This window comes from Phycicoccus elongatus Lp2 (assembly GCF_000367525.1).
GTDB classification, from domain to species: Bacteria; Actinomycetota; Actinomycetes; order Actinomycetales; family Dermatophilaceae; genus Phycicoccus_A; species Phycicoccus_A elongatus.
Genome location: NZ_HF570956.1, coordinates 3,148,336 through 3,174,691, shown reverse-complemented (window position 1 = coordinate 3,174,691; position 26,356 = coordinate 3,148,336). Strand labels below are relative to the sequence as shown.

Genomic DNA, 26,356 nt, shown 5'->3' with positions numbered 1-26,356 from the left:
CCCCCCCCCCCCCCCCCCCGCCGCTCGACGTGGCCGTCAGGTGGTGAAGACGACCTTGCCGTCGACCTGACCCGCGGCCATCGCCGCGAAGCCTTCGCGGGCCTCGGCCAGCGGCAGCACCCGGTCGATCTTGGGCTGGATGCTTTGGGCAACAACGAATTTCGTCAACCGTTCGAGCTCGTCACGGGTGCCCATGGTGGACCCGATGACCTGCAGCTGCTTGAAGAAGATCTTGGTGAGTTCGGCTTTCGCCGGCGCGTCGCCGCTCGTGGCGCCCGAGATGACGATCCGGCCACCGGGGCGCAGCGAGTTCACCGAGTGCGACCAGGTCGCCGCTCCGACGGTCTCCATGACGGCATCCACCCGCTCGGGCAGGCGCGCGCCGGAGTCGAACGCGTGCAGCGCGCCGAGGGCGACCGCCGCTTCGCCCTTGGCCGCGTCCCGACTGGTCACCCACATCCGCAGCCCCGCCGCGCTGCCGAGTTGCACCAGTGCCGTCGCCACGCCACCGGCCGCCCCTTGCACCAAGACCGTGTCGCCGGGTTGCACTCCCGCATTGGTGAAGAGCATCCGGTATGCCGTGAGCCACGCCGTCGGCAGGCACGCCGCTTGCTCCCAGGACAACTCGGCGGGCTTGGGGACCAAGTTGCGGGCGGGCACGCGCACCTGCTCGGCCAAGGTGCCGGGGTGGACCTCTGACAGCAGTGAACGACGCGGGTCGAGGGTCTCGTCTCCGGCCCATCCGGGGGAGGCGATCACCGAGTGGACCAACACCTCGTTGCCCTCGGGGTCGGTGCCGGCCGCGTCACACCCGAGGATCATCGGCAGCAGCCGGTCGGCAGGCAGGCCGACCCCACGCAACGACCAGACATCGTGATGGTTGAGGGCGGCGGCCCGGACATCGACCGTCACCCACCCCTCGGGCGTGGACGGTGCGTCGATCTCACCAACCTCCAGCCCGGACAACGGATCGTCGGCGGACTGGCGGGCGGCATAGGCAGCGAGCATGCATCGACACTACCCACATTTCCCATCCGGTTTCGGCGCATCGGGCGTGCGAGACCGCTTGCACACTTCGCCAACGACGAACTGGGTCGAGAAATGGAGAGATTCCCGGTCTGCGCCTCAGTCGGCCAGGACCGTCGGGGCGGCACGACGCAAGCCGTCACGCCAGTCGGGCAAGGGGGCAATCCCGGCCGCGGCCCACTTGTCGTGGGAAAGGACGGAGTATGCCGGGCGCGCGGCGGCCGCGGGATACATCGCGGCATACTCGGCGCTGGTGATCGGCTGGACCCGCTCGGGGTCGAGGCCGAGCTCCTCGAAGGTCGCCCGGGCGAAGTCGAACCACGAGCACTGGCCCGAGCCGGTGCCGTGCCAGACGCCGAAGGGCGCCCCCTGGTCGACGAGGCGCACGACGGCCTCGGCGAGGTCGCGGGTCCACGTCGGCTGGCCGACCTGGTCGCTGACCACGGTGAGTGAGTCGCGGGCCGCGGCCAGGCGCTTCATCGCCTTGGGGAAGCCGGTCGGGCCTGCGGCACCGTAGAGCCACGCGGTCCGGACGATCCACGACTGCGGGCACTCGGCGCGCACCGCCCACTCGCCCGCGACCTTGGTGCGGCCATAGGCGGAGACGGGAGCGGGCGGTGCGTCCGCGGCATACGGGGAATCGGCGTCGCCGGCAAAGACGTAGTCGGTCGAGATCTGCACCATGGAGGCGCCGGTCGCGGCAGCGGCGCGGGCGAGGTTGGCGGCGCCGACGGCGTTGATCGCGAAGGCGAGGCCCTCCTCCTCCTCGGCCTTGTCGACCGCGGTGTGGGCCGCGCAGTTGGCGACGACGTCGTGCCCGGCGACCTGCTCGAGGCACTGGGCCGCGTCGAGGATGTCGAGTTCGGGCAGGTCGCGGCGGGTCACGTCGTGACCGGCGGCCTCGAGGACCTCGCAGAGGTCCTGGCCGAGCATGCCGTTGGCGCCGGCGACGAACCAGCGCATCAGTGCGACTCGCCTTCAGCCGCGTCGCCGACGGGAGCCTGGACCACCTGCTGCGTGCTGGCGTACTTGGCCTCGGTCTCGGCCTTCATCGGCCGCCACCACGCCTCGTTGTCCTTGTACCAGTCGATCGTCGCCTGCAGCCCGGAGCGGAAGTCACGGTACTGGGGCTCCCAGCCGAGCTCGGTGCGCAACCGCGTCGAGTCGATGGCATAGCGCAGGTCGTGACCCGCACGATCGGTGACATGGTCGAAGTCGCCCGCGGACTTGCCCATCAGCTCGAGGATGTCACGGACGACGGTCACATTGTTGACCTCGCCGTCGGCACCGATGAGGTAGGTCTCCCCGATCTGACCGCGGTCGATGATCGCCCAGACGCCGGTGTTGTGGTCGTCGACGTGGATCCAGTCGCGCACGTTGAGGCCGGCACCGTAGAGCTTGGGCCGCACCCCGTCGATGACGTTGGTGATCTGGCGCGGGATGAACTTCTCCACGTGCTGGCGCGGGCCGTAGTTGTTGGAGCAGTTCGAGATCGTCGCCTGCACGCCGAAGGACCGGACCCAGGCGCGCACGAGCAGGTCCGAACCAGCCTTGGTCGAGGAGTAGGGGGAGGACGGATTGTAAGGAGTGGACTCGCTGAAACGCTCGGGATCGTCGAGCTCAAGGTCGCCATACACCTCGTCGGTGGAGACGTGGTGGTAGCGCACGTTGTGCTTGCGGACCGCCTCCAAGAGCGTGTAGGTGCCGATCAGGTTGGTCTGCACGAAGGGCCACGGGTTGGCCAACGAGTTGTCGTTGTGCGACTCGGCGGCAAAGTGCACGACCAAGTCGGCCTCTCCCACGAGCCGGTCGACGAGCTCGGCGTCGGCAATGTCGCCCTCGACGAAGGTGATCTTGTCCAGCACGCCATCGAGCGAGGCCTTGGTGCCCGCGTAGGTCAGTGCATCCAGGACGGTGATCTGCGCGTCCGGGCGCTGGGCGAGGGTCAGGTGGACGAAGTTGCTACCGATGAACCCGGCGCCGCCGGTGACGAGGATCTGCATGCTGCGCAGCCTACCGACGCGCGCCGGTGGAGCCGCCTCGCTCGCGGTCGATAGGCTCCGGTGCCATGAAGGGAATCATCCTCGCCGGCGGGTCGGGCACGCGCCTGCACCCGATCACCAAGGGCATCAGCAAGCAGCTCATGCCGATCTACGACAAGCCGATGATCTACTACCCGCTCTCGGTCCTGATGATGGCCGACATCAAGGAGATCCTGATCATCACGACCCCGGCGGATCAGGAGCAGTTCCAGCGTCTCCTCGGCGACGGTTCGGAGTGGGGGATCGAGATCACGTATGCCGTGCAGCCCTCCCCCGACGGCCTGGCCCAGGCGTTCATCATCGGCGCCGACTTCATCGGCGACGACTCGGTCGCCCTCGTCCTCGGCGACAACATCTTCTACGGCAGTCACCTGGGGACCTCGCTGCGTGGCCTGGCCAACATCTCCGGAGGCCACGTCTTCGCCTACCACGTGAGCAACCCGACGGCCTATGGCGTCGTCGAGTTCGACGACACCGGGCGCGTGCTGTCGATCGAGGAGAAGCCCAGCGAGCCCAAGTCTGACTTCGCGGTGCCCGGCCTCTACTTCTACGACAACGAGGTCGTCGAGATCGCCCGCAACCTCAAGCCCAGCGCCCGCGGAGAACTCGAGATCACCGGCATCAACGACGCCTACCTCCAGCGCGGGGAACTCACCGTGACCGTCCTTCCCCGCGGCACGGCCTGGTTCGATACCGGGACGTTCGAGGGACTCATGGACGCCAGCCAGTTCGTCCATGTCGTCGAAGCCCGCCAGGGTTACAAGATCGGCTGCGTCGAGGAGATCGCCTGGCGCGCAGGCTGGATTGACGACGATCAATTCCGTTCTCTGGGTGACGCCCTCGCCAAGTCGGGATACGGCGCCTACATCCACGCCCAGCTGGAGCGAGGCAAGCCCTGATGGAGATCACCCCCCTGTCGATCGCCGGTGCCTACGTCATCACCCCGCGCCAGTTCCCGGACGGGCGCGGCGTCTTCCTCGAGTCCTTCCGCGGCGACAAGCTCGCCGAGCAGCTCGGGCACCGACCGGACATCGTCCAGACCAACGTTTCGGTCTCCGCGCGCGGCACCGTACGCGGCATCCATTTCGCCGACGTCCCGCCGAGTCAGGCGAAATACATCACCTGCCTCTCCGGCGCCCTCGTCGACTACATCATCGACATCCGGGTCGGTTCCCCGACCTTCGGCCAGTGGGAGTCGGTGCTCCTCGACACGGTCGACCGCAGGGCCGTTTATCTGCCCGAAGGCATGGGGCATGCCTTCTGCGCGGTCGAGGACGACACAACGGCGATGTACCTCGTGACCGCGACCTACAACCCGACCGGCGAGCACGGCATACATCCGCTGGACCCGACGATCGGACTCACCCTTCCCGAGGGCATCGAACCCCTTCTCTCCGAGAAGGATTCGAAGGCACCCTCACTCGCCGAGGCGCTCGACACCGGCCTCCTCCCGACGTGGGAGCAATGCCAGTCGTATGCCGCGGAGCTCGCCTCGAGCTGACACTCCTCGGACCCAACCAACTTCTGCGTTTCAGGCGAGCCCGGCAACGGCCGCCGCCACGGCAGCGGCCACACCTTCCTGAAACACCGAGGGCACGATCTCGTCCCTGGTCGGCTCGACGACCAAGTCCGCGATCGCCCGTGCCGCAGCGAGTTTCATCGCCTCCGTGATCTGTCGGGCGCCGCTGTCGAGCGCACCCCGGAAGATGCCCGGGAACGCCAGCACGTTGTTGATCTGATTCGGGAAGTCCGAACGCCCGGTGGCGACGATGGCCGCATACCGGTGAGCCAGGTCGGGGTGCACCTCCGGGGTGGGATTCGCCAGCGCGAAGATCATGCCGCCATCGGACATTCGGGCAATGTCTTCTTCCGGGACCTGCCCACCCGAAACACCGACATAGACGTCGGCCCCCTCGAGTGCCTCACCAAGGCCACCGTGCACCCCTCGCGGATTCGTCGACGCGGCGAGCGCACGCTTGTGATCGGTGAGGTCGACGCGCGACGGCACCAGGATGCCCCGACTGTCACACACGACGATGTCCCGGACGCCAGCCCGCTGAAGCAGTTTGGTGACTGCCACACCGGCGGCCCCGGCGCCGGCGACGACGACCCGCTGCTCGGGCAAGGACCGTTCGAGCACGCGACACCCGTTGATTAGTCCCGCGAGGACGACGATGGCCGTGCCGTGTTGGTCGTCGTGGAAGACCGGAATGTCCAGCCGCTCCTTGAGTTGCTCCTCGATCTCGAAGCAACGAGGGGCCGAGATGTCCTCCAGGTTGATCCCACCGAAGGACGGTGCCATGCGCGCGATCGTCTCGACCAGGTCCTCGACCGACCCGCTTTCGAGGACGATCGGGATGGAATCCACACCGCCGAAGTGCTTGAACAGCACAGCCTTGCCCTCCATCACGGGCATGGCGCCCAGTGGGCCGATGTCTCCCAGGCCGAGCACGGCCGTGCCGTCGGAGATGACCGCGACCGTGTTGGCCTTGGCGGTGTAGGTCGTGGAGAGCGACGGATCGGCGGCGATGGCGAGGGAGACCTCGGCGACGCCGGGGGTGTAGAGCAGAGCCAGGTCAGCCCGATCTCTCAATGGCTGTGTCGCGTGTACCCCCAACTTGCCGCCCTCGTGAGCCCGGAAGACAGCACTCTCGGGGTCGAACGGGCGGTCGTGGGGCGCGGCGGACATAGCGGGGCTCTCCTGGGTTCTCACTGGTATGCCGCGGCTCATGGCGGCCCGCGGTGGCGGACCCTCGAGGCGGCGCAGCGGTGGATGTCCGCGCAATCGCGTCATCCTCTCACAGCGCCTCGTGCCTGCCCATGTGATCCCGGTGACGTCGGTGGGAGCATTCGGGGGTGATGGTGCGGTGGGGTCTGGTCCGGGTGACCGGTCGCTCGATGCTGCCAACGTTGCGCGACGGCGACCTCCTGGTCATCGATCGGCGGCGCGCCCCTCGGGCCGGCGACGTGGCCGTGGTGCGACTCCCCCCCGATGGCCACGGTAGGCCGCGGCCACTGTCGGTGAAGCGGTTGGCCCACCGCGAGAGCGATGGAGGCTGGTGGATCGACTCGGACAATCCCGCCGAGGGCGTCACCTCCTTCGACGTCGGCGCCGTGGAGGCCAGCGCAGTCCGGGCCGTCGTGATCGGCCGGCTGCCCCCACTCCGGAGGACCTCAGTGACCCGACGGTGAGGGAGCAGGGGTAGGTTTGGGATTGACCGTTTCCGGACAGTGAGGAGTCCCATGTTCGCCACCGCCCTCCGCTCCCTGCGCATCATCGAGGTCAGCGCCCACTGTGACCTGCCCTGCGGTGTCTACGACCCCGCCCAGGCCCGCATTGAGGCCGAGTCGATCAAGGCCATCGACAAGAAGGTCGCCGACAGCGACGACCCCGACTTCCGCGTCCGCGCCGCCATCATCAAGGAGCAGCGCTCCGAGTTGGTCAAGCACCACCTCTGGGTGCTGTGGACCGACTACTTCAAGCCGCCGCACTTCGAGAAGTTCCCCGAGCTGCACTCCCTCATCAACGAGGCGACCAAGCTCGCCGGTGCGTCCGGCACCAAGGGCAGCTTCGACGAGTCCGTCGCCGACGAGCTGCTCGCCAAGATCGACCGCGTCGCCGAGATCTTCGCCGAGACCAAGAAGGCCTGAGACCGGGCACGAGCGAAGGGCCACCCCGAATTGGGGTGGCCCTTCGCGTGTCCCGCTCCCGAGCGGCGCGCGTGGTCAGTCCGCGGGCGTGGCGACCACGTAGAGTTCGCCGTCGCCAGTGGCCGTGATCGCAGCGGTCGACGCGGGAAGGAAGAGCGACTCGGCGTCGCCGAGCACGGCCACCTCACCGGTCGGTCCCACCAACTCGACTCTGCCGCGCAGGCAAAACGCGATCCTCGGACCCCCGCCCGGAAGGGCGATCGGATCGGCGGACGCGTCCACCCGGAAGAGACGGAAGCGGTCGGAGGCCGAATCGAAGATCTCGACCCCGTCGCTCAGGCGGCGCGGCCGACCGGCCACCCCGTCCGCCGAGGTGTCCACGATGCGGAGCAGCTCCGGCACGTTGACCGGCTTGGCCGTGAGGCCGGCTCGCACGACATTGTCGGAGTTCGCCAGCACCTCGATGCCCAGGCCCCGCACATAGGAGTGCAGCACCCCGGCGGCCACGTCGATGAATTCACCGGGGTGGAGCACCCGGTGGCGCATGAGCAGCAGGACTGCCAGGCCGATGTCATCGGGGTGGTCCTCGGCGATGCCGACGATGGCCGCGGTGGCTTCGCCGAACTCGTCGTCGGTTGCCGAGACGCGCACGCAACTCGCGACGACCCGGCGGGCGAGATCGGCCACCTCGCCGGGCGGGGTCGACAGGATGGCTGTGAGGAGGGCATGGACGGGGTCGCCGGCATGGCGGGCGTCTGCAGCCAGACCGACGAGGTCTGCCAGGGCGAGCCGGTCGATGAGCGCCACCGATTCCTCGAACTCCCGCAGCCCGACGAAGACCTCGAAGGGGGCCAGCGCGAGGAGCAACTCGGGCTTGGCCCAGTCATCGACATAGACCGCATCCCCGGAGAGCTGCCGTTGCTCGACCGCCTGCTCCTGAGTCGGATGCACCTGGATGGAGATCGCCTTGCCCGGCGCGAGGACCTTGAGCAGGAAGGGCAGCCGACCACCGAACTCGTCGGCGAGCTCACCCAGGGTCCCCGACGGATCTGCGGCGACGAGGTCGAGCAAGGTGGCATGGGGGCCATCGACCAGCCCTGCTGGTCCGGCCTCGTGCGCACCCATCCACAGCTCGGACTCCGGTTGTTCCGTGGGTATGCGGCGACCGGTGACACTCGCGATGGAGACGTGAGAACCCCAGTCGTCGTTGAACACCACCGGGATGAGTCTGTGCACGGTTCTCCTCGTCATTGGGCGGCGCCAAGCCTACCTGCAGCCCGGCCGGCTCAATCGGTCGATCGTCTCGACCCGCCCAGCCCCCTGGGGCCACCGTCCGGGAGTGGGATCGGGCCGTGTGCGACGGTCGCCTCGAGGACGGCCACGATCTCGGGGTCGTAGTCATAGCCCAGGCCCAGGTGGATCCGCTCCAGTGCCCTCGAAACCGTGGCTGGCTCCTGGATCCCCCCGGTGAGGTCGTCGAAGGCGTTCGCGACCCGCAGGATTCGAGAGGCCAGCGGCGCTCGCGCCTCGTGCTCGAGGATCGAGCGATACTGCACCGCTTGGGCCTCGACGAGGTCTGCCACCGCGGCGAAGTCCGGTCCGTGCCGAATGATCGTCGCTCCGGTGCTCGCGATCATTCGTTGATCGGCGGGCGCGGCCAGCACGGTGGCCCCTCCCGGGATGGGATCGGCGAGAACGACCTGCCCGAGGTCGTGGAGGAGCGCGGCGTACTCCAAGGCGGTGACCTCGCGCTCCCCAAGGCCCATCCGCTGTGCCATGGCCCGGCCCAACTGTGCGGTCCGGTGGGCGTGGTCCGGTGGGGTGTATCCCCCGGCCTCGGTCAGCCGGGACAAGGTCTGGATCGTCTGGCGCAGAGTCCGCCAGACCTCCGCGTAGCGCCGAACAGAGATCATCGTGATGACCAGGGGAATCAAGGCCAGCGGCAGGGCCAGAACACCCGCCACCGGAGCGATCAGGGTGGCGATCGGGCCTGGGGCGGCCCCTGCAAAGGTGACCGTGGGTGCCTCCTCGAACTCGTCACGCAGGGCCGTCGCCGTGCTGGTCCGGAGGGTGTGCGCCCGGTGCATGGCGGTCAACAATCGCTCGATCACGAGGGCGGTCGACGCGCCGCACACGAGGGCCGCCGCCACGACCCAGCGGGGCGTCGAGCTGACCAGTTGCCACTCCCACAGGGTTCGGCCCGCGACGTCGACCCCCCGGATCAGGTGAACGAGAATCCCCACCGAGAGGAGGCGAGCCGCCGCCCCACCGGTAGTGTCCACCTCCCGACGTAGTACGGCGGCCAGCACCTGCCCGGTGGCGTAGCAGAGGATGACCACACCCGGGCGCACGTCGAACGACGCCGACCCCTGGACCGCGCCCAACGACACCAAGGTGAAACCCACGGCCGAGCTGATGGGTGCCAGAACCCGACCACTGGGCATGTGCACCCTGACCAGTTCGCCGACCAGCACCATGACGACGGCGGACAACACGACCACGGCGTGGTGCGACACCGTCGGGATCAGATCGTTGCGCATCGACCAGACGGCCTCGCCGACCATCAGCGCACACAGGCCGACCATCACGATCGGATGCCGAGCCCGCGTCACGGGTGTCCCCCGGGTCCGCCGGCGGTGCGGGAAATGGCCCACACCAGCGCATCCTCCACCTCTGCCGACACCAGCCCGGCGTTGCGCAGGTCGATGACGACCGCAGCGGCGCTGCGGTCATCGGGCTCCACGACCTGACTTCGGTCGAGGGCGGAGGCACCGCTGACGAGTTGGGCCGATCGGGACCGGCCACCCACCGGTCGGGCCAGTGACCGCAGGACCTCGCAGGCCCCGGCCAGGAACGACAGTCCGCCGACCAGCCGCGCTGCGTCCTCGGCGCGTTGCGCGTGCCGAGGGCCGTCGCCCGACGAGTGGCGCAAATGACCCAGGTCGTGGAGCATTGCGGCCCGCCGGACATCGAGCACCTCCGCCGGGCCCATGCCCAGGTGTTCGGCGGCCCTGGCGGCCAGGTCCGCGACCCGGCTGCTGTGCCCCCGCAGGGCAGGAACCTTGAGTTCGAGTGCACCCACCAGCAGGTCGAGGGACTGCTCGCGTGCTTGTTCCTGTGCTGCGTACTGAACATAGGTCCAGTGGGCCGCCACGAGCGGAAGAAGGATGAGCAGTGAACTCGCCGGGCCGACCCCCGCGGGGAACCACAGGACGATGAGCAGGAAGGCGAGGATGCCGTAGGCGACATAGACCGGGCCGGACTCCAACAGACGCGCTGCCATCAGGCGCAAGGGGACGCCCTGCGACACCCTCATGATCCCGGCGATCAGGACGGCGTTGACGAGGGCCTGGCAGACGTCCGCGGCGAGAAGTGGAAACCCCAACTCGGTGGCCAGGCTCGCCGCGCCGTGCAGCGTCGCCGGCTGTGTGGACCCGCCGGCCGCGAGGTAGGCCAAGCCACCCACCAAGCCGCTGGCGGCACCCAGGGCTCCGTTGAAGACCCGAGCCCACGCCGGCATACCCCCTCGGGTCAGCAGCCCAAAACCCAACCCCAGCAGGCCCGCGCCCAAGGGCCCCAGCACCACGGCCGCACCCAGCAGCAGCACACTGATGAGCGAGATCGTCACTGCCCCGGAGATCCGTGTCTCCCCGATCCACCACACGGGCACCGCGAGCGCCAGAAACGCCGCGAGGGCGGCCGGACCGGGCACGGAACCATCCCTCAGTACCACCGCGAAGAGGGACGCGGTCGCGATCACGGCCCCAGAGATGAACAGGCGCACCGACACCGGAATCGGCGTGGGAGAGGGCTCCTCGTCACTCACCGGGGAAGCACGGAACCGACTTCAGGGTCGGGTTCAGGGCCGCCAGAACCACTGGGTGACGGCCATCGACGGCGCAGTATCCGCGATCGTGGTCTGGAGCCGCGCCACCGCCGTCTGGCCACCACTGTCGGCTTGGGCTGCCTGCCCACCCAAGAGTGAGGCGAAGGCAAGGGCGATCGAGACCACCAAGAACCTGGGCTTGCGCATGATCGGCACCGCTTTCCCGCTGGGGGTTGCACGACGCGTGCACCCGGGTTCTCAGAATCCTCTCATGCAGACCCATGTGCGACAATTGGCAGCACGTGTGTGTGTCACCCAAGGACAAGGACTGTGTCATGAGCAAGCGAGCCCGCAAGCGCCGCTCGCGCAAGGGCAACAAGGCCAACCACGGCCGCAAGCCCAACGCCTGAGCGCTGCGAGACGTGCGAGAGGGGCGGAACCGCATCGGGTTCCGCCCCTCTCGTGCGTGGGGTCAGCCTTGGCGCTCGATCCGAACCGTCGTGATCTGCTGCATGATCGAGAGCCGCAGCGTGGCCGGCGCGGCTTCCTCTGCGCAGGACCGACGCACCACGGCCTTGAGGGTCCGCTCGAGATCGTGTTCAGCCAAACACGGTGCGCAATCCTGAAGGTGGGCCGCCACGCGGGCAACGTCACCCGGGTCGAGTTCGCCGTCAAGGTACTCGAAGATCCGGTGCAGGACCTCGGAACAGTCGGCGTGACCGGGGTGCTGGGTGCTCACGACTCCTCCTCCGTCCGGAAGCCGCGATCCGCGGCATACTCCGCGAGCAACGCACGCAATTGGCGACGACCCCGATGCAGACGCGACATCACCGTGCCGATCGGCGTGCCCATGATCTCGGCGATCTCCTTGTAGGCGAAACCCTCGACGTCGGCGAAGTACACCGCGAGGCGGAACTCCTCGGGCAACTCCTGGAGGGCGCGCTTGACCTCGCTGTCCGGCAGGTGCTCGAGTGCCTCCACCTCGGCCGACTTCAGGCCGGAAGAGGTGTGCGACTCGGCACGCGCAATCTGATAGTCCTCGACCTCGGCCGCGTCCGACTGTTTGGGCTCGCGCTGCTTCTTGCGATAGCTGTTGATGTAGGTGTTCGTGAGGATCCGGTACATCCAGGCCTTGAGGTTGGTTCCCGGACGGTACTGGTGGAACGCGGCATACGCCTTGGCAAAGGTCTCCTGCACAAGGTCCTCGGCATCCGCGGGATTGCGCGTCGTGCGCAACGCGGCCGAGTAGAGCTGGTCGAGCAGAGGGATCGCTTCGCGCTCGAAGCGGGCACGCCGCTCGGGCTCGGTCTCGGTCGAGACATCGACCGAGGCATCGTCGGACACGTCGGCGACATCGGTCTGTTGGTCAATGGGTGCAGTCATCGCGGTCCAGCCTATCCCCGGACGCAGCGTGTCCGTGGGGGCGGGAGTGGGCAGGAGAAGCACGAGTCGACCTTTCGGTGCCGAGGGAACGAGTTGTCCAACACCGCGTGGACGCCTCGTCATTCCCCGGGCAGGGACGCCAGCCACGTGCTGACGACCTCACGGACCCGGGCCGTCGCCGAGATCGAGTGGGTGCCGGGCACCGCCACGACCACCGACGGATCGGTGATCCCTGCCCTGACCTCGTCCGGCCCACCGAAGGGGTCCCGCTCCCCCTGCACGACTCTCACCGGAAGCCCCGCGTCGATGGGCAGCCGCAACTCGTCGATCCGGGACGCCGCCGGCCGCCCCGGCAGGTGGAGCGGGAAGGCCAGGCAGAGCACCGCATCCGCGCCGAGCCGGCTGCTGGTCCGGCAGGCCACCCGTGCCCCTGCACTGCGGCCGGCGACCACGAGGCGTCGCGCGCCGTTCGTGGTCCGCAGCGACTCCACGATGGGCACCCACGCGTCGTCGAGCACCGGCGGCCGGTCGGCCACCTTGCGCCCTGCGACCCGCCACGGCTGGTCGACCAGGGCCACGACCCACCCGCGCTCGAGGGCGGCGTCGCGGCTGGCCAAGATGTCCTTGGACCAGGACTGGCCACCTGCGCCGTGTCCGATGGCAAGGAGTGAATCACCGTCACCGCACACGGTGACGCGCCCGGGTCCCATCGTGGTCTGAATCAGCTCGACGCGTTCACGCATCGGGGCCACCGATGATCTCGCCGGTCATGGGGTCGACCACCCCGACCAGGTCCGCCCGCGACGCAGGGAGGAGAAGGCCTGGGCCATTGGCCCGGTTCGACCCGACGGCCCGACCGATGGGGTATGCCGCGAAGCGTCCAGCGGGGCCGGGCGCCAAGAGGTCGCCGATGGCGGCGGTCGAGGTCAGGTCCGGGTCCAGCCAGCGTTCCCAATCGGCCTTCTCCAGCACGAGCGGCTGACGATCGTGGATCCGGTCCAGGCCTTCCTCCGCAGCGTGGGTCACCACGGCGAAGCTGACCAGCCAGGCCGCGGGATCGTCGGGCTCCGCCACGTTCGGGTCGCGCCAGAACTCGTAGATGCCGCCCATGGCGAGCAGGTCGCCATCGGCTCGGTGGATGAAGAAGGGCTGTTTGCGAGGCTTGCCCTTGGCGTCCACGGCGGTCGGCGAAACCTGCCATTCGTACCAACCCTCCGCCGGCACGAGTGCCCGTCGGCTGGCGACGGCCTTGGCGAAGGCTGGTTTGGTCGCGACGGACTCCGCACGCGCGTTGATCATCCGCGTGGCGCCAGAGGTGTCCTTGGACCAGCTCGGCACCAGGCCCCACGTGAGCAGTCGCAGTTGCCGGGTCGGATCTGCGGAGACCTCACTGCCACCGCGGGCAGGGCGGGTCAGGACGACAGGTGCCTGCTTCGTGGGGGCCATGTTGTGGTCAGGGGTGCCGGCAGGGGGATCCTGGCTCGACACCAGCAGGGTTCGAGTGGGCTCGCCGGTGCGGTCCTCCTCGACATCGAACTCCTCGATGAGCTCACCGACGTTCGCGCTCGCGGCATACCGACCACACATGAGGCCAAGGGTAATGACGCCGAACCGCTCCCGATGGCATCGAGCAACTACGGTAGGAGGGCCACGACAAAGAGGAGACACGATGCTCGTCCGCCGGATCGCCCGACCCATGCTCGCCGCCATGTTCGTGGTCGGGGGCCTGTCGCAACTGCGCCGGCCGGCCGCCAAGGTGGCCACGGCGGCTCCTCTGCTCGATGCCGTCGGCTCGGTCGTGCCGCTGCCGGCAGACCAGGCGACCCTGGTCCGGGCCAATGGCGCGGCGATGCTCGCCGGAGGCGCGCTGCTCGCCACCGGGCGGGTGCCTCGCGTCGCGTCCACCCTGCTGGCCGGCTCGCTCGTCCCGACCACGATCGCCGGGCACCCCTTCTGGTCCGAGACCGACCCTGCGCGGCGCGAGCAGCAGAAGGTGCAGTTCCTCAAGAACGTCGGGCTGCTCGGTGGGCTGCTCCTCGCTGCCGTCGACACCGAGGGCAAGCCGGGTCTCACCTACCGAGCGCGCCTCATGGGGCAGGGCGTGCAGCGTTCCCTCAGGACCACCAGACGTGAGGCCCGCCACCTGACCCACGCCGCGGCCCAGGAAGCTCGGCTCCGAACCGCCCAGGCCCAGAATGCCCTCAGCTGAGTGGGCGGCGCCGGTCGCCGAGGGGCCGATCGACGCCACCGTCGTCCTTCCCGGATCGAAGTCCCTCACCAACCGTTACCTCGTCCTCGCGGCTCTCGGTCGTGACGTCTCCCGACTGCGACGCCCCCTTCGATCACGCGACACGCGCCTGATGGTGGGGGCCCTGCAAGCGCTGGGCGTAGACATCACCGAAGTCGACGGCACCGATTGGCTGATCACCCCCGGTGACCTGACGGGTCCCGCCAGCATCGACTGCGGACTCGCCGGCAATGTCATGCGGTTTGTCCCACCCCTGGCCGGACTGGCTCTCGGCGAGGTGCACTTCGACGGCGATGCCCACGCCCGGCGGCGGCCGATGGCGCCGATCCTGACCGCCCTGCGTGCTGTGGGGGTGAGTGTCGAGGACACCGGGTCCCCCGCCCTCCCCTTCACGATCGCTGGTCGGGGGGCCGTCCCCGGCGGAACGGTCACGATTGACGCCTCGACATCCAGTCAGTTCGTGTCGGGTCTGTTGCTCTCCGCGGCTCGCTACGAGCGCGGCATCACGGTGCGGCACGCGGGCCAGCAGGTCCCGAGCCTGCCGCACATCGAGATGACCGTGGAAGCCCTGCGCGACGCGGGTGTCGACGTCGACGACAGCCAGTCGCTCACCTGGCGGGTGGAGCCCAGCGAGGTGAACGCCCTGGACGTCACCGTGGAACCCGACCTCTCCAATGCCGCTCAATTCCTGGCCGCCGCCGTCGTCACGGGCGGCCGGGTGCACGTACCGGGATGGCCGGTGAGGACCACCCAGGCGGGTGACGCTCTGCGCGACATCCTCGACGAGATGGGCGCCACGGTGCACCTGGACCGCGCGGGCCTGACAGTGAGCGGCTCCGGACGCCCCAGCGGCATTGACGTGGACCTTCACGACGCGAGTGAGTTGACCCCGGTGGTGGCTGCCCTGTGTGCGCTGGCAGACGGCCCCTCACTCATCCGCGGAGTGGCGCACATTCGCGGCCACGAGACGGATCGACTGGCCGCCCTGAGGACGGAGCTGACCGGCCTGGGCGCAGGCGTGGAAGAGCTCTCCGACGGGTTGCGGATCACGCCCCGGCCTTTGCACGGCGGCACGTTCCACACCTACGCCGACCACCGGATGGTCATGGCCGGCGCTCTGGTCGGGCTGGTGACACCAGGAGTCGTCGTCGAAGATCCGGACACGGTGGGCAAGACGATGCCTGATTTCGTGCAGCTCTGGAGTGCCATGGTGGCCGGTGAGCGGCCGGCACCCGCATGACCCCTGGGCGCGACTACGACGAATCGGATGTCAGGATCCGTCCCAATCGGCGCGGCAGCCGGCCCCGGACCAAGGACCGTCCCGCGCACCTGGATGCGGTGAGTGCCTTTGTGGTCGGGGTCGACCGCGGCCGCTACCGCGTGTTGGTCGGTGAGGGTCGTGACGAGCGTCCGGTGACCGCCATGCGGGCCCGGGAACTGACGCGGACGAGCATCGTCGTCGGTGATCGGGTCGACCTGGTCGGCGACACCAGCGGCGCCGAAGGCAGTTTGGCCCGCATAGTGCGCATCCAGGATCGCGCCACTGTCCTGCGCCGGACCGCCGACGACACCGACCCGGTCGAGCGCGTCATCGTCGCCAATGCCGACCAACTCGTGATCGTCACGGCGCTCGCCGACCCCGAGCCCCGACCGCGCATGGTGGACCGTTGCCTCGTGGCGGCCTATGACGCCGGCATGGATCCCCTGTTGCTGCTGACCAAGGCCGACCTGGCCGCGCCCCAGGACTTCCTCGCCACCTACGCACCGCTCGGGGTCCCCCACCTGGTGACGACCACGACAGACTTCGGCCAGGGTCTCGATGATCTGCGCGCGGCCCTGGCGGGTCGGGTCAGCGTGCTGGTCGGGCACTCAGGGGTCGGGAAGTCCACCTTGGTCAATGCCCTTGTGCCAGAGGCTGATCGGGCCACCGGTCAGGTCAACGATGTCACCGGCAGGGGACGACACACCTCGACATCCGCTGTCGCGCTCGAACTGCCAGACCCCGGCGGTTGGGTCATCGACACCCCTGGTGTGCGGTCCTTCGGTCTGGCCCATGTCGACCCCGAGCGCATCATCGTTCACTTCCCCGACCTCGAGGCCGGCACTGATGGATGTCCGCGCGGGTGCTCCCATGATGAGGCGGAGTGCGCGCTCGACGACTTCGTCGCCCGCGGCGGAGCCGGACCGTCCGGCCTCTCGCGCCTGGAGTCCCTGCGTCGCCTGCTCCGGGCACGCAACCCACAGTCCTCGGACTGACCGCTGGCTGCACGAGAAACTCCCGGGGTCGAGGCGTTCGACCGCATGACGCGATGCGGCGGAAGCTCGACCCCGAGAGATCTCGACCGGGACGTCAGATCTCGCGACGGTCTGGGGCGCCCTCGTCGTTCTGGACCATGGTCGTGGCGTCGCCCGGCAGGTTCCGATCCTGCGCAACGTGCTCGTTCACGGACTCGGGCGCGGGCACGTCGGCGGCTGCTTCGGCATCACTCGGGTCGCGCACGTCGGTGCCGGCGAAACGGTCATCGGGCTCGACCTGGGTGACGTCGACGGTCTCGACAATGGTCCGCAACTCGGCGAAGTGACAGGCGGAGCGATGCGCTCCCTGGCCGTCGGGACGGTCGATGAGCTGCGGCTCCTCCACCTTGCACTTCTCCTGGGCCTTCCAGCAGCGGGTGTGGAAGCGGCAGCCCTTGGGTGGGTTCGCCGGCGACGGCACATCCCCGACGAGCACGATCTGCTCGCGCTTGCCACGCAGAGTGGGATCGGGGACGGGCACCGCGGAGAGCAGGGCCTGCGTATAGGGATGGGTCGGGTGTTCGTAGACCTCGTCCTCGGTTCCCAACTCAGCCATCTTGCCGAGGTACATGACCCCGACCCGGTCCGAGATGTGCCTTACGACGGACAGGTCGTGAGCGATGAAGATGTAGGCCAGTCCGAGTTCGTCCTGCAGCTTCTCCATTAGGTTGACCACCTGGGCCTGCACCGACACGTCGAGGGCGGAGACGGGCTCGTCACAGACGAGAACCTTGGGGTTGAGCGCAATGCCTCGGGCGATGCCGATGCGCTGGCGTTGGCCACCGGAGAACTGGTGGGGATAGCGATTGATGTGCTCGGGATTGAGACCGACGAGGTCGAGCAACTCCTGCACCCGCTGCCGACGCCCACCCTTGGGGACGACTTCGCTGTGGATCTCGAAGGGCTCCCCGATGATGTCGCCGACCGTCATCCGCGGGTTGAGCGAGGTGTAGGGGTCCTGGAAGACGATCTGGATGTCGCGGCGCAGCTTGCGCATGTCGCCGGTGGACGCCTTCTGCATCTCCAGCCCCTCGAAGACCACCTCGCCAGCGGTGGGTTCCTCCAGGCGCATGATCAGTCGTCCCAAGGTCGACTTCCCACAACCGGACTCGCCGACGATGCCGAGGGTCTCGCCCTTGTGCAACTCGAACGAGACACCGTCGACGGCCTTCACGTGCCCGGTGGTGCGGCGCATGATGCCCGTCTTGATCGGGTAGTGCTTGACCAAGTCCTTCGCCTCGAGAATGACCTCAGGCATCGATGACCTCCTCGGCGAAGTGGCAGGCGGAGAACCGGCCCGACACGATCTCCCGCAGTTCGGGCCGATCCTGACGACAGATGTCCTGGGCCATCCGGCAGCGGGGGTTGAACGCACAACCCTGCGGGATGCGCATGAGGTTCGGTGGCAGGCCACCGATGGCGGCCAGGGTCTGGCCCTTCTGGTCCAGCCGCGGGATGGACTCGAGCAGGCCCCGCGTGTACGGGTGAGCGGGGCTGGCGTAGAGCGGAAGGATGTCTGCGGTCTCCACCAGCCGCCCGGCATACATCACCGCGATCCGATCCGCGACGTCGGCGACCACGCCGAGGTCGTGCGTGATCAGGATCAGGCCCATCTTGCGCTCCTCCTGGAGTTCCTCCAGGAGCGCCATGATCTGGGCCTGCACCGTGACATCGAGGGCCGTCGTCGGTTCGTCGGCGATGAGCACGGCCGGGTCGAGGGCGATCGCCATAGCGATCATGATGCGCTGACGCATCCCACCGGAGAACTGGTGCGGGTAGGCCTTGACGCGCTCGCGGGCGGCAGGGATCTGCACGCGCTCCATGAGGCGGACCGCTTCGTTCATCGCATCGGACTTGTTCAGCTCGCGGTGCTGGCGGAACATCTCGGCAATCTGCCAACCCACGGGGAAGACCGGGTTCAGCGAGGACAGGGCGTCCTGGAAGATCATCGAGATCTCCGGCCCACGCGTCTTGCGCCGGACCTCCGGGTCCATCGTGAGCAGGTCCTGGCCGCAGTAGCGGATCTTGCCCTCCGGGATGACCGCAGGCGGCATGTCCAGAATGCCCATGATCGCCTGGGCGGTCACCGATTTACCCGAGCCGGACTCGCCCAGGATCGCCAAGGTCTCTCCCTGCCGGAGCTGGAAGGAGACACCGTTGATGGCCTTGGCGATGCCGTCCGCAGTGTGGAACTCGACGTGCAGGTCCTCGACGTCGAGGAGCAGGCCGTCCTCCGGGACATAACGGGATTCAGGGACCGCCTTCTTGGCCGCCCGAGTGGTGGTGGTCGTCATCGTTTCGCTCACCGGTTCTTCGGGTCGAGGGCATCACGCACGACGTCGCCCAGGAGGATGAAGGCCAACACGGCCAGGGACAGGAAGAGCGAGGGGAACAGCAGCATGTGCGGCGTGGTGCGCAGGCCCACGATGGCCGAGCTGATGTCAATACCCCACGAGATGGCCGGCGACTGCAGACCGATGCCGAGGAAGGAGAGGGTCGCCTCGGCCGCGATGTAGCCACCGAGGTTGATGGTCGACACCACGATGACCGGCGCGAGGGCATTGGGCAGGATGTGCGACCGAATGACGCGCCACGGGCTCGCCCCCAGGGCCCGGGCTGCCTGGACATAGTCGTTGGGCTTGACCTGGATCACGCTCGATCGCATCAGCCGCGCGATGCTCGGCCAGCCGAGGACCGTCAGCGCCAGCACGACCTTGAGGATGATGAACCAGTAGTTCGTCGACCGCGGTAGCGAGACCAGGACGATGATCGCCCCGAGCAGCAGCGGGATCGCGAAGAAGACATCACCGATGCGCGAGAGGAGCGAGTCGACCCAGCCGCCCTTGTAGCCGGCGAAGACACCAACCGCACCACCGACGAGGACAACCGAAATCGTGGTCAGCAGTCCGACCAGGATCGAGGCACGCGCACCGTAGATGCAGCGGGCATAGATGTCGTAACCCTGGATGTTGCGCCCGAACCACGCCTCGGACGAGGGCTTCTCCCGGGATCGTTCGAGAATGGCGCGGGCGGGGTCCGTGCTCGTGAAGAGTTGCGGGAAGACAGACATGAGGATGAAGACCGCGATCATCGTCGCCGAGATCCAGAACATCGGGTTGCGCCGCATGGCGCGCCACGCGTCCGACCACAAGGATCGTGCGTCGCCGACGTCGCCTCGAGCATCGAGGGACCCGGTCGACTGCTGCTGGGCAATGGCTTCGGTCGCTGGCTCAGTCATGGCTGATCCTGGGGTCGAGGACACCGTAGAGAAGGTCCACGATGAGGTTGACAACGAGGTAGACGAACACGAGCACGGTCACCGCACCGACGACGGCCATGCCATCGCGATTGAGGATCCCGCGGTAGATGTAGTTGCCGACACCTTGGATGTTGAAGATGCGCTCGGTGACGATCGCGCCGCCGAGCAGTCCGCCGAAGTCATAACCGACGAAGGTCACGACCGGGATCAGGGAGTTTCGCAGGGCGTGGACTCCCACGGCTCGGCGCCGGGTCAGACCCTTGGCAATGGCGGTCCGCACGTAGTCGGCGCGCAGGTTCTCGACCAGGTTGGTGCGAGTCAGTCGGGACACATAGGCGATCGACAGCGAGCCGAGCACCATACCCGGGAGCAGCAACTCGTAGAACGAGGGGTTCGAGCCCACGGTCACCGGGAAGAGTCCTGCTTTGACGCCAAGGAAGTACTGGCCCAGCGCACCGATGACGAAGATCGGGATCGAGATGACCACCAAGGTGCTGACCAGGACCAGGTTGTCGAGGAACCCGCCCTTTCTCACCCCCGTCAGCACACCAGCGGCGATACCGATGACCACCTCGAAGACGATCGCCACCAGCGCGAGCTTGGCGGTCGTGGGGTAGCGCTCCTTGAGGTCGTCGACGACCTTGTAGCCGTTGTAGTTCTTGCCCAGGTTGCCTTGGAGGAGGCCGCCCTGCTCGGTCGGCCAGATTCCCGTGTACTTGGCGTAACGAAGGAAGACGTTGTCGTTGAGGTTGTACTCCTTCTTGAACTCCGCGATGTAGGCGGGGCTGCAGGGTCGCTCACCACACTTGCCGTCCGTGGGATCACCGGGCAGGGCGAACACCATGACGAAGATCAAAAAGGTGGCACCGATGAGCACAGGGATCATCTGGAGGACGCGCCGGATGATGTAGGTCCCCACACGTCACCTCCCTTCGGTCAGCCGGCTCACTTCGCTGGGTGAGCGGCAACGGGTCAGGCGGGTCGGCGGCGTTGCCGAGCCCACGCGCACTTGCAACTTACTCGACGTTCGCCCCCTATTCCACGCGTGGCGAAACCGTGTTTCATGCGCCGGTGTCCGGAATCGAGGCCGGGCACATCATCGGCCTGCCAGCGGGGCTGGCAGGCCGATGATGCGTTGCGTCGGCAGCCCTGTCGGGCTCAGATCACTTCAACGTGAGAGACGGGAGGTCGATGGTGCCGAAGGCGGTGATCTTGACGTTCGTCACCTTGTCGGACCAACCCATGGTCGTCTTGCCGTACCACATCGGGATGGCCGGGAAGTCGGTGGCGAGCATCGCCTCGGCCTCCTGGTACAGCTTGTTCGACTCCGCGGAGTCGGTCGCGGCAGCGGCCTCCTCGAGCTTCTTGTCGAAGGCCGGGTTGCTGTAGTCACCGTCGTTGGACGACGCGCCGGTCTTGAAGATCGGAGCGAGGAAGTTCTCGATCGACGGGTAGTCCATCTGCCAACCGGTGCGGAACATGCCCTTCATCTCGCGACCACGGATCTGGCCACGGAAGGTCTTGAAGTCCACGACACCGACCGCCTGGCAGTCGACACCGAGGGCGTTCTTGATCGAGTTGCAGGTTGCCTCGGTCCAGTCCTTGTGCGACGCGTCAGCGTTGTAGGACAAGGTGATCGGCGGAGTGGAGAAGCCACCAGCAGCCTCGAGCTGAGCCTTGGCCTTGGCAGCGTCGAACGTGCAGTATTCGCCGCACTGGTCGGCCTTGTAGCCGTCCACGACCGGGGAGACCCAACCGGTGGCCGGAACACGCGTGTTGTTGAAGATCTGCTTGATGATCTCCTCACGGTTGATCGCCATCGAGATCGCCTGGCGGACCTTCGGGTCCTTGTAGGCGGGGTCGACTGCCGGCGGGGCGAAGGTGACCGTCTGGATGACGCCGGTCTCCTTCTGCGCGTTGCGGTCCGGGAGGTCCGACTTGTACTTGTCGTCGATCATCGCGGACGTCGGGATCTCGTCGGTGATGTCGAGCTGGTTGGCGATCACGTCGTTGTAGGCCGCGTCACTGTCCTGGTAGATCTTGAAGGTGATCGTGTCCAGGTTGCCGCCGAACTTGCCCGAGTAGTCCGCGAACTTCTTGAGGACGACGGACTGGTTCTTGGTCCAGGACTCGACCTGGTAGGGGCCGGCGCCGATCGGCTTCTCACCGAAGGCCTTCGGGTCCTTGAAGAAGGAGTCCGGGAGCGGCGAGAAGGCGGAGTAGCCCAGACGGACCGGGAGGTTCGAGACCTTCTCGGTGGTCTTGATGGTGAAGGTGTGGTCATCGACGACGGCCAGTCCGGTCATGGTCTCGGACTTGGCCGGCCCGTCGGTGCAGGGGTCCTCGGCAGTGCCGGTGCACTGAGTGTCGCCATAGCCCTCGATCGGCTCCATGAAGTAGCCGGACGCCTGGGCGTTCTTGCCGGCCGCAGCGTAGTTCCATGCGTCGACGAAGTTCTTCGCCTTGACCTCGGTGCCGTCCTGGAACTTGTAGCCCGACTTCAGCTTGACCGTGAAGTTCTGGTTGTCCGTGGTCTCGATCGACTCGGCGATGTCCATCTCGGGCTTCGCGTCCTCGGCGTTGTAGTGCACGAGCTTGGCCGCGAAGGCGTCGATGATGTTGCCACCACAGGTCTCCGTGGTGTTGCTCGGGATCAGCGGGTTCTCCGGGTTGCAACCACGGATCGTGATCTCCCCGCCAGCCTTACCCTCGGAGCTCGTGCCCCCGTCGCTGTCGCCGCTGCCGCAACCGGCCGCGAGCAGGGCAGCAGCCGACATGACGGCCACGGCCACCGTGCGAGTGGTTCCCCGCATGGATGTCCTCCTGTTTGTGGTGCGCCACCCCAGGGAGGTGGCATTTGCATCGTGAAAGCCCGGTCGGACCCACGCCGCTGCTGTCAGTGACGCAGCGCCTACATATAAGTCCACGAAAAGGGCAATTGGGAGTCCACTGCGCGAGACGAGACCCGATTGTGACCGTTCCGTGAGCAATGAGAGCGAGCCGGAACCGTGTCGGAGGGCGCGTGCCGTGATGCTCAGCAGGGCATTCCCTATCGTGTCCCCCGTGACGACCTACGACGATGACCTGCGCCTGGCCCATGTGCTCGCGGACGCGGTGGAGCGGGTGACCATGGCCCGCTTCAGGTCGCAGGATCTCGCGGTCGAGACCAAGCCGGACCTGACCCTCGTGAGCGACGCCGATCGGGCCGCAGAGGAACTCATCCGATCCCAGCTCTCCCGGACTCGACCGCGCGACGCCGTGGTGGGCGAGGAGTTCGAGCCGACGGGTCACGGGCCGCGGCGTTGGATCGTGGACCCCATCGACGGGACGCACAACTTCGTCCGCGGGGTCCCGGTGTGGGCCACCCTGATCGCGCTCGTCGTCGCCGAGGAACCGGTCATGGGCCTTGTTGCGGCACCGGCTCTCGGGCGCCGCTGGTGGGCCGCCAAGGGCAGCGGAGCGTATGCCGGGCGCAGCCTCACGTCGGCAACACGGATCCGCACGTCCGGTGTCCAGCGACTGGCGGACGCGAGCATCTCGCTCTCCAGCGTCACGAGTTGGGATGCGGTCGGGCGCACAGATGCCGTGCTGGATCTCGCCCGCGACTGCTGGCGGCAGCGTGCGTATGGCGACTTCTGGTCCTACATGCTGCTGGCCGAAGGCTCCGTCGACATCGCCTCCGAACCAGAACTCGCGCTCTACGACATGGCGGCCCTGGCACCGATCGTGACCGAGGCCGGCGGGCGGTTCACTTCGCTCGACGGCACCGACGGGGTCTTCGGGGGCAACGCACTCGCCACCAATGGCCACCTCCACGACCACGTCCTGGAGCGCATCGGACTGTGAGCCGGCTCAGCGCCTGCCAACGTCCCGGCGGCAGGCCGAGTTCGGATGATGCCCCGGCCGCCCCACGGAGTTGCTCCTTCCGGTCAATCGGTGACGACGTGGACCTCTCCGATGCCCAGGGCTCGAACGTCGTCGATGATGGCGTCGGCATCCCCCACAATGACCGTCGAGCACACCGAGGACGCCACTGCGGCAGCCGCCTCGGTCACCTGGTCGGGAGCGAGGCGTCGCATGGCCCGGAGGGTGAGCGATGGGAAGTCCATCGGGAGTCGCTCGAGGGTCAGGGCACTCAGTTCGTCCGCGATGACGTCGGCCGTGGCCCAGCGGCCCGGGGTCGCCCGCGTGATGAAGTCGACGCCGGTGGCGAGCTCGGCGCGGCTGAAGCCTTTCACGGTGTCGGCGAGGATGCCCCTCAGGAGGTCGAGAGCTTCCGCGGTCACCTCGGTGCGCACCGATCCGGTGACGGCGAAGGAGCCCCCGAGGGCCCGAGGGCGCATGGCGGCCCGGATGCCATAGGTGTAGCCCTTGTCCTCACGCAACACGGCATCAATGCGGGCCCCCGGACTGCCCCCGAGGAGGTAGGCCATGACCGGGTATGCCGCCCAGCTGGGGTCGGCGCGCCCCGGCGCTGGTGCACCGATCGCCAGTTCGCTCTGGACCGACCCAGGTCGGTCAACGACCACAACGGTGTGTCCATCCAAGCGTGGGAGCGCTGCTGCTGGCTCAGCCGCAGCCGTGCCCGAGCCGGTCCACTCCCCCACGCTCCCCTCGACGGCTTCGCGGACGTCGATGCCCTGCAGATCACCGGCGATGACGAGTGCGCCCCCAGCTGCTGCGAGGGCCGCGTGGCGCTCGACGATCGCCGATCGGGTCAAGGCACCGATCGTGCTCGGCGTCCCTGCCGCAGGACGCGCCGCCCGACTGGCCGGATCCCAGAGGGTGGCGATCAGTTCGCGCCCTGCGCGATGGGGAGCCGACGCCGTCTCATAGTCGATCTCCGCCAGCCTGTTGCGCAGTACCCGACGGACCTCATCCTCCGGGAAGGTGGGCCGACCGACCGCGTCGGCCATGAGGCGTAGGGCCCCGGACAGGTGCCGCACCGGGACGTCGAGGTCGACGCTGAGGCCACCCTCCACGGCGGAAGCGCCGAGGGCAGCCCCATGACGTTCGAGCGCGGCGGCGAAGGCCTCGGCATCGAGGTCACCCGCGCCCTCGTCGAGCAGTCGGGCCATCATGACGCTGACGCCCTCGTGGACACGCTCCTCGTCCGCGAGGGTCACCGGGACCATCAAGCGCGCCGAAATGACCTGTTGTCCGGGCAGATGCATCCTGAGCAGGCGGACTCCATTGGACAAGGTCTCCTCGGTCGGCAGGGGCTGGAGCCAGGGCCCGGGTGGCTCGACGCCGGGTCGATCGCTCATGACTCCTCCTCGGCGCCGTGGGGCGCCCGCAGGTACGCCACGACGGCCCGCTGCTCCGGGCGCAAGAGAGTCGTGGTCGCAGCCTGAATCTGCTCGGGCGTCACGGCCAGTACCTCCTCGAGGTGGGTGTTGACCGCGTGAGGATCGTCGTGGAGCAGGGTGTGGTGGCTGATCAGGTCGGCCCGCTGGTCCTGGTGGGCGAGGGCCTGCAACCAGCCGCGCTCCGATTGGGCGCGCACGGCCTGCATCTCCTCACTGGTCGGTCCGGCGTGGGCGAGGTCCTCCACCTCGGACAGCACAGCCGCCTCGACCCGGTCTGGGTCCTCGCCATTGGCGACGTCGATGGCAAGGAAGCCGATCGACACCCCACCGACCAGGCCCCAGGCCGTGCTGTGCACGCTCAACGCCTGTTGGCTGCCCCGCACCAGTCGTCGGACCACACGCGATGTCGCCAGCCCACCGAGAATGTCGAGGGCCAGTGCGGCCGGCAGGAATCCCGGCGTCCGGTCCGCAGGGAGCCGGAAGGCGATGGTCAGCCGGTCGTGCGGGACGTCAGCACGACGGGTCAACCGCACGGGCTCGGTGAGGGGAGCGAGAGCGACCGGGATCGGGTGGCCCGGGCGAGGTCGGCTCGAAAGCGATCCGAACTGGCGCTCCACCCGCTCGAAGGCATCCTCCGCCTCGACGTCCCCGCACAGGGTCAGCACGGTGTTCCTCGGGCCGTACCACCGCTCGTAGAAGGCATGCACGTCCTCGAGGGTGGCCGCGTCGAGGTCAGCCATCGACCCGATCGTCGGGTGGGCATAGGGGTGCCCCTCGGGAAACAACGCGGCATACAGATCGGGGAGTTCCTGCCCGTAGGGGGGATTGTCGTAGCGTTGGCGCTTCTCCTCCTTCACGACGTCACGCTGGTTGTCCAGGTTGGCCTGGTTCACCGCGTCGAGGAGATGCCCATGGCGATCCGCCTCGAGCCACAGAGCGAGGTCGAGCGCGCCCGTGGGGACGGTCTCGAAGTAGTTCGTCCGGTCGAACCAGGTCGTCGCATTGAGACGCGCACCAACGGCCAACAGAGCCGAGAAGTGCTCTCCCGAGGCGACATTTCTCGAGCCTTGGAACATCAGGTGTTCGAAGAGGTGGGCAAACCCGGTCCTGCCCCGGCTCTCGTGGCGCGACCCCACGTCGACCCACAGGTTGACGGCCACCGTCGGCACCGTGTGATCGGGCGACACGACCACCCGCAGGCCGTTGTCGAGGGTGCGCTCATGGATCGGGTAGTCGAGGCGCATGCCGACACCTTAGGCGGACCGCCACGCCCGGGCGCAGATGATCTGACGCACGGACACGTTCGTGATGTCACGG

28 protein-coding genes are annotated in these 26,356 nt (G+C 67.9%); 9 read left to right on the top strand and 19 right to left on the bottom strand.

Annotation, left to right across the window (positions count from 1 at the left end; translation table 11 throughout):
* Positions 1-36 precede the first annotated feature (36 nt).
* The 3 genes from BN10_RS15370 to rfbB all read right to left on the bottom strand — a co-directional run bounded on the left by BN10_RS15370 (position 37) and on the right by rfbB (position 3,029).
* Positions 37-1,008, bottom strand: a complete 972-nt coding sequence (locus BN10_RS15370) for a zinc-binding dehydrogenase (protein ID WP_010852155.1) — start codon at positions 1,006-1,008, stop codon at positions 37-39.
* A 117-nt stretch (positions 1,009-1,125) separates the two neighbouring features.
* Positions 1,126-1,989 carry a dTDP-4-dehydrorhamnose reductase gene (gene rfbD, locus BN10_RS15365; protein ID WP_010852154.1) on the bottom strand — a complete coding sequence of 288 codons (864 nt, stop codon included), beginning with the start codon at positions 1,987-1,989 and terminating at the stop codon, positions 1,126-1,128.
* A complete protein-coding gene (rfbB, locus tag BN10_RS15360) occupies positions 1,989-3,029 on the bottom strand; it encodes a dTDP-glucose 4,6-dehydratase (RefSeq protein ID WP_010852153.1) in 1,041 nt (346 codons plus the stop codon). Before rfbB ends, rfbD begins: the two co-directional genes overlap by 1 nt.
* Before the next feature lie 65 nt (positions 3,030-3,094).
* On the opposite strand from rfbB, the gene rfbA reads away from it, so the two are divergent.
* Together rfbA and BN10_RS15350 are read left to right on the top strand one after the other, a co-directional pair.
* Positions 3,095-3,967 (top strand): glucose-1-phosphate thymidylyltransferase RfbA, encoded by an 873-nt coding sequence (gene rfbA, locus BN10_RS15355; RefSeq protein WP_010852152.1) that lies wholly within the window; start codon positions 3,095-3,097, stop codon positions 3,965-3,967.
* Entirely contained in the window at positions 3,967-4,569 is a 603-nt protein-coding gene (locus BN10_RS15350; protein WP_010852151.1) for a dTDP-4-dehydrorhamnose 3,5-epimerase family protein, read from the top strand. Before rfbA ends, BN10_RS15350 begins: the two co-directional genes overlap by 1 nt.
* A 30-nt stretch (positions 4,570-4,599) precedes the next feature.
* On the opposite strand, the gene BN10_RS15345 is transcribed toward BN10_RS15350, so the two are convergent.
* Positions 4,600-5,757, bottom strand: coding sequence for an NAD(P)-dependent malic enzyme (locus BN10_RS15345; RefSeq protein WP_010852150.1), 1,158 nt, complete (start codon positions 5,755-5,757; stop codon positions 4,600-4,602).
* Between the two features lie 170 nt (positions 5,758-5,927).
* On the opposite strand from BN10_RS15345, the gene BN10_RS18330 reads away from it, so the two are divergent.
* Positions 5,928-6,260 carry a S24 family peptidase gene (locus BN10_RS18330; protein WP_040752071.1) on the top strand — a complete coding sequence of 111 codons (333 nt, stop codon included), beginning with the start codon at positions 5,928-5,930 and terminating at the stop codon, positions 6,258-6,260.
* A gap of 51 nt (positions 6,261-6,311) precedes the next feature.
* Positions 6,312-6,719, top strand: a complete 408-nt coding sequence (sodN, locus tag BN10_RS15335) for a superoxide dismutase, Ni (RefSeq protein WP_010852148.1) — start codon at positions 6,312-6,314, stop codon at positions 6,717-6,719.
* Positions 6,720-6,794: 75 nt separating this feature from the next.
* Here the strand turns inward: sodN and manA are convergent, their stop codons facing one another.
* From manA to BN10_RS15315, 4 genes are read right to left on the bottom strand one after another with little or no spacing between them, the layout of a single operon-like run.
* Positions 6,795-7,955 (bottom strand): mannose-6-phosphate isomerase, class I, encoded by a 1,161-nt coding sequence (gene manA, locus BN10_RS15330; protein WP_010852147.1) that lies wholly within the window; start codon positions 7,953-7,955, stop codon positions 6,795-6,797.
* 50 nt (positions 7,956-8,005) lie between these two features.
* On the bottom strand, positions 8,006-9,304 hold the full coding sequence (locus BN10_RS15325) for an HD-GYP domain-containing protein (RefSeq protein WP_233354385.1): 1,299 nt from the start codon (positions 9,302-9,304) through the stop codon (positions 8,006-8,008).
* A gap of 23 nt (positions 9,305-9,327) precedes the next feature.
* A complete protein-coding gene (locus BN10_RS15320) occupies positions 9,328-10,545 on the bottom strand; it encodes an HD domain-containing protein (protein WP_010852145.1) in 1,218 nt (405 codons plus the stop codon).
* 33 nt (positions 10,546-10,578) lie between these two features.
* Positions 10,579-10,752: a hypothetical protein gene (locus BN10_RS15315; RefSeq protein WP_156917263.1), complete on the bottom strand. Its 174-nt coding sequence runs from the start codon at positions 10,750-10,752 to the stop codon at positions 10,579-10,581.
* A 128-nt stretch (positions 10,753-10,880) separates the two neighbouring features.
* Here BN10_RS15315 and BN10_RS18325 point away from each other — a divergent pair, with 128 nt between their 5' ends.
* Positions 10,881-10,955: a 50S ribosomal protein bL37 gene (locus BN10_RS18325; protein ID WP_009775747.1), complete on the top strand. Its 75-nt coding sequence runs from the start codon at positions 10,881-10,883 to the stop codon at positions 10,953-10,955.
* A 62-nt stretch (positions 10,956-11,017) separates the two neighbouring features.
* On the opposite strand, the gene rsrA is transcribed toward BN10_RS18325, so the two are convergent.
* From rsrA to BN10_RS15290, 4 genes are all read right to left on the bottom strand, one after another.
* The gene (gene rsrA / locus BN10_RS15305; protein ID WP_040752067.1) at positions 11,018-11,284 is read right to left on the bottom strand and encodes a mycothiol system anti-sigma-R factor; all 267 of its coding nucleotides are present in this window, start codon (positions 11,282-11,284) and stop codon (positions 11,018-11,020) included.
* The gene (locus BN10_RS15300) at positions 11,281-11,928 is read right to left on the bottom strand and encodes a sigma-70 family RNA polymerase sigma factor (protein ID WP_040752065.1); all 648 of its coding nucleotides are present in this window, start codon (positions 11,926-11,928) and stop codon (positions 11,281-11,283) included. Before BN10_RS15300 ends, rsrA begins: the two co-directional genes overlap by 4 nt.
* A 119-nt stretch (positions 11,929-12,047) precedes the next feature.
* Entirely contained in the window at positions 12,048-12,671 is a 624-nt protein-coding gene (locus BN10_RS15295; protein WP_010852141.1) for an alpha/beta hydrolase family protein, read from the bottom strand.
* On the bottom strand, positions 12,664-13,515 hold the full coding sequence (locus tag BN10_RS15290) for an SOS response-associated peptidase (protein WP_010852140.1): 852 nt from the start codon (positions 13,513-13,515) through the stop codon (positions 12,664-12,666). The genes BN10_RS15295 and BN10_RS15290 overlap by 8 nt, the downstream gene beginning before the upstream one ends.
* Before the next feature lie 82 nt (positions 13,516-13,597).
* On the opposite strand from BN10_RS15290, the gene BN10_RS15285 reads away from it, so the two are divergent.
* Genes BN10_RS15285 through rsgA form a run of 3 tightly spaced genes read left to right on the top strand, consistent with a single transcriptional unit; the run spans position 13,598 to position 16,432 of the window.
* The gene (locus tag BN10_RS15285) at positions 13,598-14,137 is read left to right on the top strand and encodes a DoxX family protein (protein ID WP_010852139.1); all 540 of its coding nucleotides are present in this window, start codon (positions 13,598-13,600) and stop codon (positions 14,135-14,137) included.
* Entirely contained in the window at positions 14,124-15,416 is a 1,293-nt protein-coding gene (gene aroA / locus BN10_RS15280) for a 3-phosphoshikimate 1-carboxyvinyltransferase (protein ID WP_010852138.1), read from the top strand. Before BN10_RS15285 ends, aroA begins: the two co-directional genes overlap by 14 nt.
* Entirely contained in the window at positions 15,413-16,432 is a 1,020-nt protein-coding gene (rsgA, locus tag BN10_RS15275) for a ribosome small subunit-dependent GTPase A (RefSeq protein WP_010852137.1), read from the top strand. Before aroA ends, rsgA begins: the two co-directional genes overlap by 4 nt.
* A gap of 94 nt (positions 16,433-16,526) precedes the next feature.
* Here rsgA and BN10_RS15270 read toward each other — a convergent pair whose 3' ends face one another.
* From BN10_RS15270 to BN10_RS15250, 5 genes are all read right to left on the bottom strand, one after another.
* Positions 16,527-17,729, bottom strand: coding sequence for an ABC transporter ATP-binding protein (locus BN10_RS15270; protein ID WP_010852136.1), 1,203 nt, complete (start codon positions 17,727-17,729; stop codon positions 16,527-16,529).
* Entirely contained in the window at positions 17,722-18,765 is a 1,044-nt protein-coding gene (locus BN10_RS15265; RefSeq protein ID WP_051369750.1) for an ABC transporter ATP-binding protein, read from the bottom strand. Before BN10_RS15265 ends, BN10_RS15270 begins: the two co-directional genes overlap by 8 nt.
* An 8-nt stretch (positions 18,766-18,773) precedes the next feature.
* Complete coding sequence (locus BN10_RS15260; protein WP_010852134.1) at positions 18,774-19,709, bottom strand: ABC transporter permease; 936 nt, start codon at positions 19,707-19,709, stop codon at positions 18,774-18,776.
* Entirely contained in the window at positions 19,702-20,649 is a 948-nt protein-coding gene (locus BN10_RS15255; protein ID WP_010852133.1) for an ABC transporter permease, read from the bottom strand. Before BN10_RS15255 ends, BN10_RS15260 begins: the two co-directional genes overlap by 8 nt.
* Positions 20,650-20,893: 244 nt before the next feature.
* The gene (locus BN10_RS15250) at positions 20,894-22,543 is read right to left on the bottom strand and encodes a peptide ABC transporter substrate-binding protein (RefSeq protein ID WP_010852131.1); all 1,650 of its coding nucleotides are present in this window, start codon (positions 22,541-22,543) and stop codon (positions 20,894-20,896) included.
* 217 nt (positions 22,544-22,760) lie between these two features.
* Here BN10_RS15250 and hisN point away from each other — a divergent pair, with 217 nt between their 5' ends.
* Entirely contained in the window at positions 22,761-23,576 is an 816-nt protein-coding gene (hisN, locus tag BN10_RS15245; protein ID WP_040753912.1) for a histidinol-phosphatase, read from the top strand.
* Between the two features lie 83 nt (positions 23,577-23,659).
* On the opposite strand, the gene BN10_RS15240 is transcribed toward hisN, so the two are convergent.
* Positions 23,660-24,997 (bottom strand): M16 family metallopeptidase, encoded by a 1,338-nt coding sequence (locus BN10_RS15240; RefSeq protein ID WP_010852129.1) that lies wholly within the window; start codon positions 24,995-24,997, stop codon positions 23,660-23,662.
* Positions 24,994-26,283: a M16 family metallopeptidase gene (locus BN10_RS15235; RefSeq protein WP_010852128.1), complete on the bottom strand. Its 1,290-nt coding sequence runs from the start codon at positions 26,281-26,283 to the stop codon at positions 24,994-24,996. The genes BN10_RS15240 and BN10_RS15235 overlap by 4 nt, the downstream gene beginning before the upstream one ends.
* Positions 26,284-26,356 lie beyond the last annotated feature (73 nt).

Coding starts and splice junctions, on each gene's coding strand:
- aroA (WP_010852138.1), top strand. CDS start 14,124: ATGCCCTCAGCTGAGTGGGCGGCGCCGGTCGCCGAGGGGCCGATCGAC.
- BN10_RS15240 (WP_010852129.1), bottom strand. CDS start 24,997: ATGAGCGATCGACCCGGCGTCGAGCCACCCGGGCCCTGGCTCCAGCCC.
- BN10_RS15265 (WP_051369750.1), bottom strand. CDS start 18,765: ATGACGACCACCACCACTCGGGCGGCCAAGAAGGCGGTCCCTGAATCC.
- BN10_RS15250 (WP_010852131.1), bottom strand. CDS start 22,543: ATGCGGGGAACCACTCGCACGGTGGCCGTGGCCGTCATGTCGGCTGCT.
- rfbB (WP_010852153.1), bottom strand. CDS start 3,029: ATGCAGATCCTCGTCACCGGCGGCGCCGGGTTCATCGGTAGCAACTTC.
- rsgA (WP_010852137.1), top strand. CDS start 15,413: ATGACCCCTGGGCGCGACTACGACGAATCGGATGTCAGGATCCGTCCC.
- BN10_RS15285 (WP_010852139.1), top strand. CDS start 13,598: ATGCTCGTCCGCCGGATCGCCCGACCCATGCTCGCCGCCATGTTCGTG.
- BN10_RS15325 (WP_233354385.1), bottom strand. CDS start 9,304: ATGGTCGGCCTGTGTGCGCTGATGGTCGGCGAGGCCGTCTGGTCGATG.
- BN10_RS15350 (WP_010852151.1), top strand. CDS start 3,967: ATGGAGATCACCCCCCTGTCGATCGCCGGTGCCTACGTCATCACCCCG.
- BN10_RS15295 (WP_010852141.1), bottom strand. CDS start 12,671: ATGCGTGAACGCGTCGAGCTGATTCAGACCACGATGGGACCCGGGCGC.
- BN10_RS15300 (WP_040752065.1), bottom strand. CDS start 11,928: ATGACTGCACCCATTGACCAACAGACCGATGTCGCCGACGTGTCCGAC.
- rfbD (WP_010852154.1), bottom strand. CDS start 1,989: ATGCGCTGGTTCGTCGCCGGCGCCAACGGCATGCTCGGCCAGGACCTC.
- BN10_RS15260 (WP_010852134.1), bottom strand. CDS start 19,709: ATGACTGAGCCAGCGACCGAAGCCATTGCCCAGCAGCAGTCGACCGGG.
- BN10_RS15315 (WP_156917263.1), bottom strand. CDS start 10,752: ATGCGCAAGCCCAGGTTCTTGGTGGTCTCGATCGCCCTTGCCTTCGCC.
- BN10_RS18330 (WP_040752071.1), top strand. CDS start 5,928: ATGGTGCGGTGGGGTCTGGTCCGGGTGACCGGTCGCTCGATGCTGCCA.
- BN10_RS15290 (WP_010852140.1), bottom strand. CDS start 13,515: ATGTGTGGTCGGTATGCCGCGAGCGCGAACGTCGGTGAGCTCATCGAG.
- BN10_RS15370 (WP_010852155.1), bottom strand. CDS start 1,008: ATGCTCGCTGCCTATGCCGCCCGCCAGTCCGCCGACGATCCGTTGTCC.
- BN10_RS15270 (WP_010852136.1), bottom strand. CDS start 17,729: ATGCCTGAGGTCATTCTCGAGGCGAAGGACTTGGTCAAGCACTACCCG.
- hisN (WP_040753912.1), top strand. CDS start 22,761: ATGCTCAGCAGGGCATTCCCTATCGTGTCCCCCGTGACGACCTACGAC.
- rfbA (WP_010852152.1), top strand. CDS start 3,095: ATGAAGGGAATCATCCTCGCCGGCGGGTCGGGCACGCGCCTGCACCCG.
- BN10_RS15235 (WP_010852128.1), bottom strand. CDS start 26,283: ATGCGCCTCGACTACCCGATCCATGAGCGCACCCTCGACAACGGCCTG.
- sodN (WP_010852148.1), top strand. CDS start 6,312: ATGTTCGCCACCGCCCTCCGCTCCCTGCGCATCATCGAGGTCAGCGCC.
- BN10_RS15345 (WP_010852150.1), bottom strand. CDS start 5,757: ATGTCCGCCGCGCCCCACGACCGCCCGTTCGACCCCGAGAGTGCTGTC.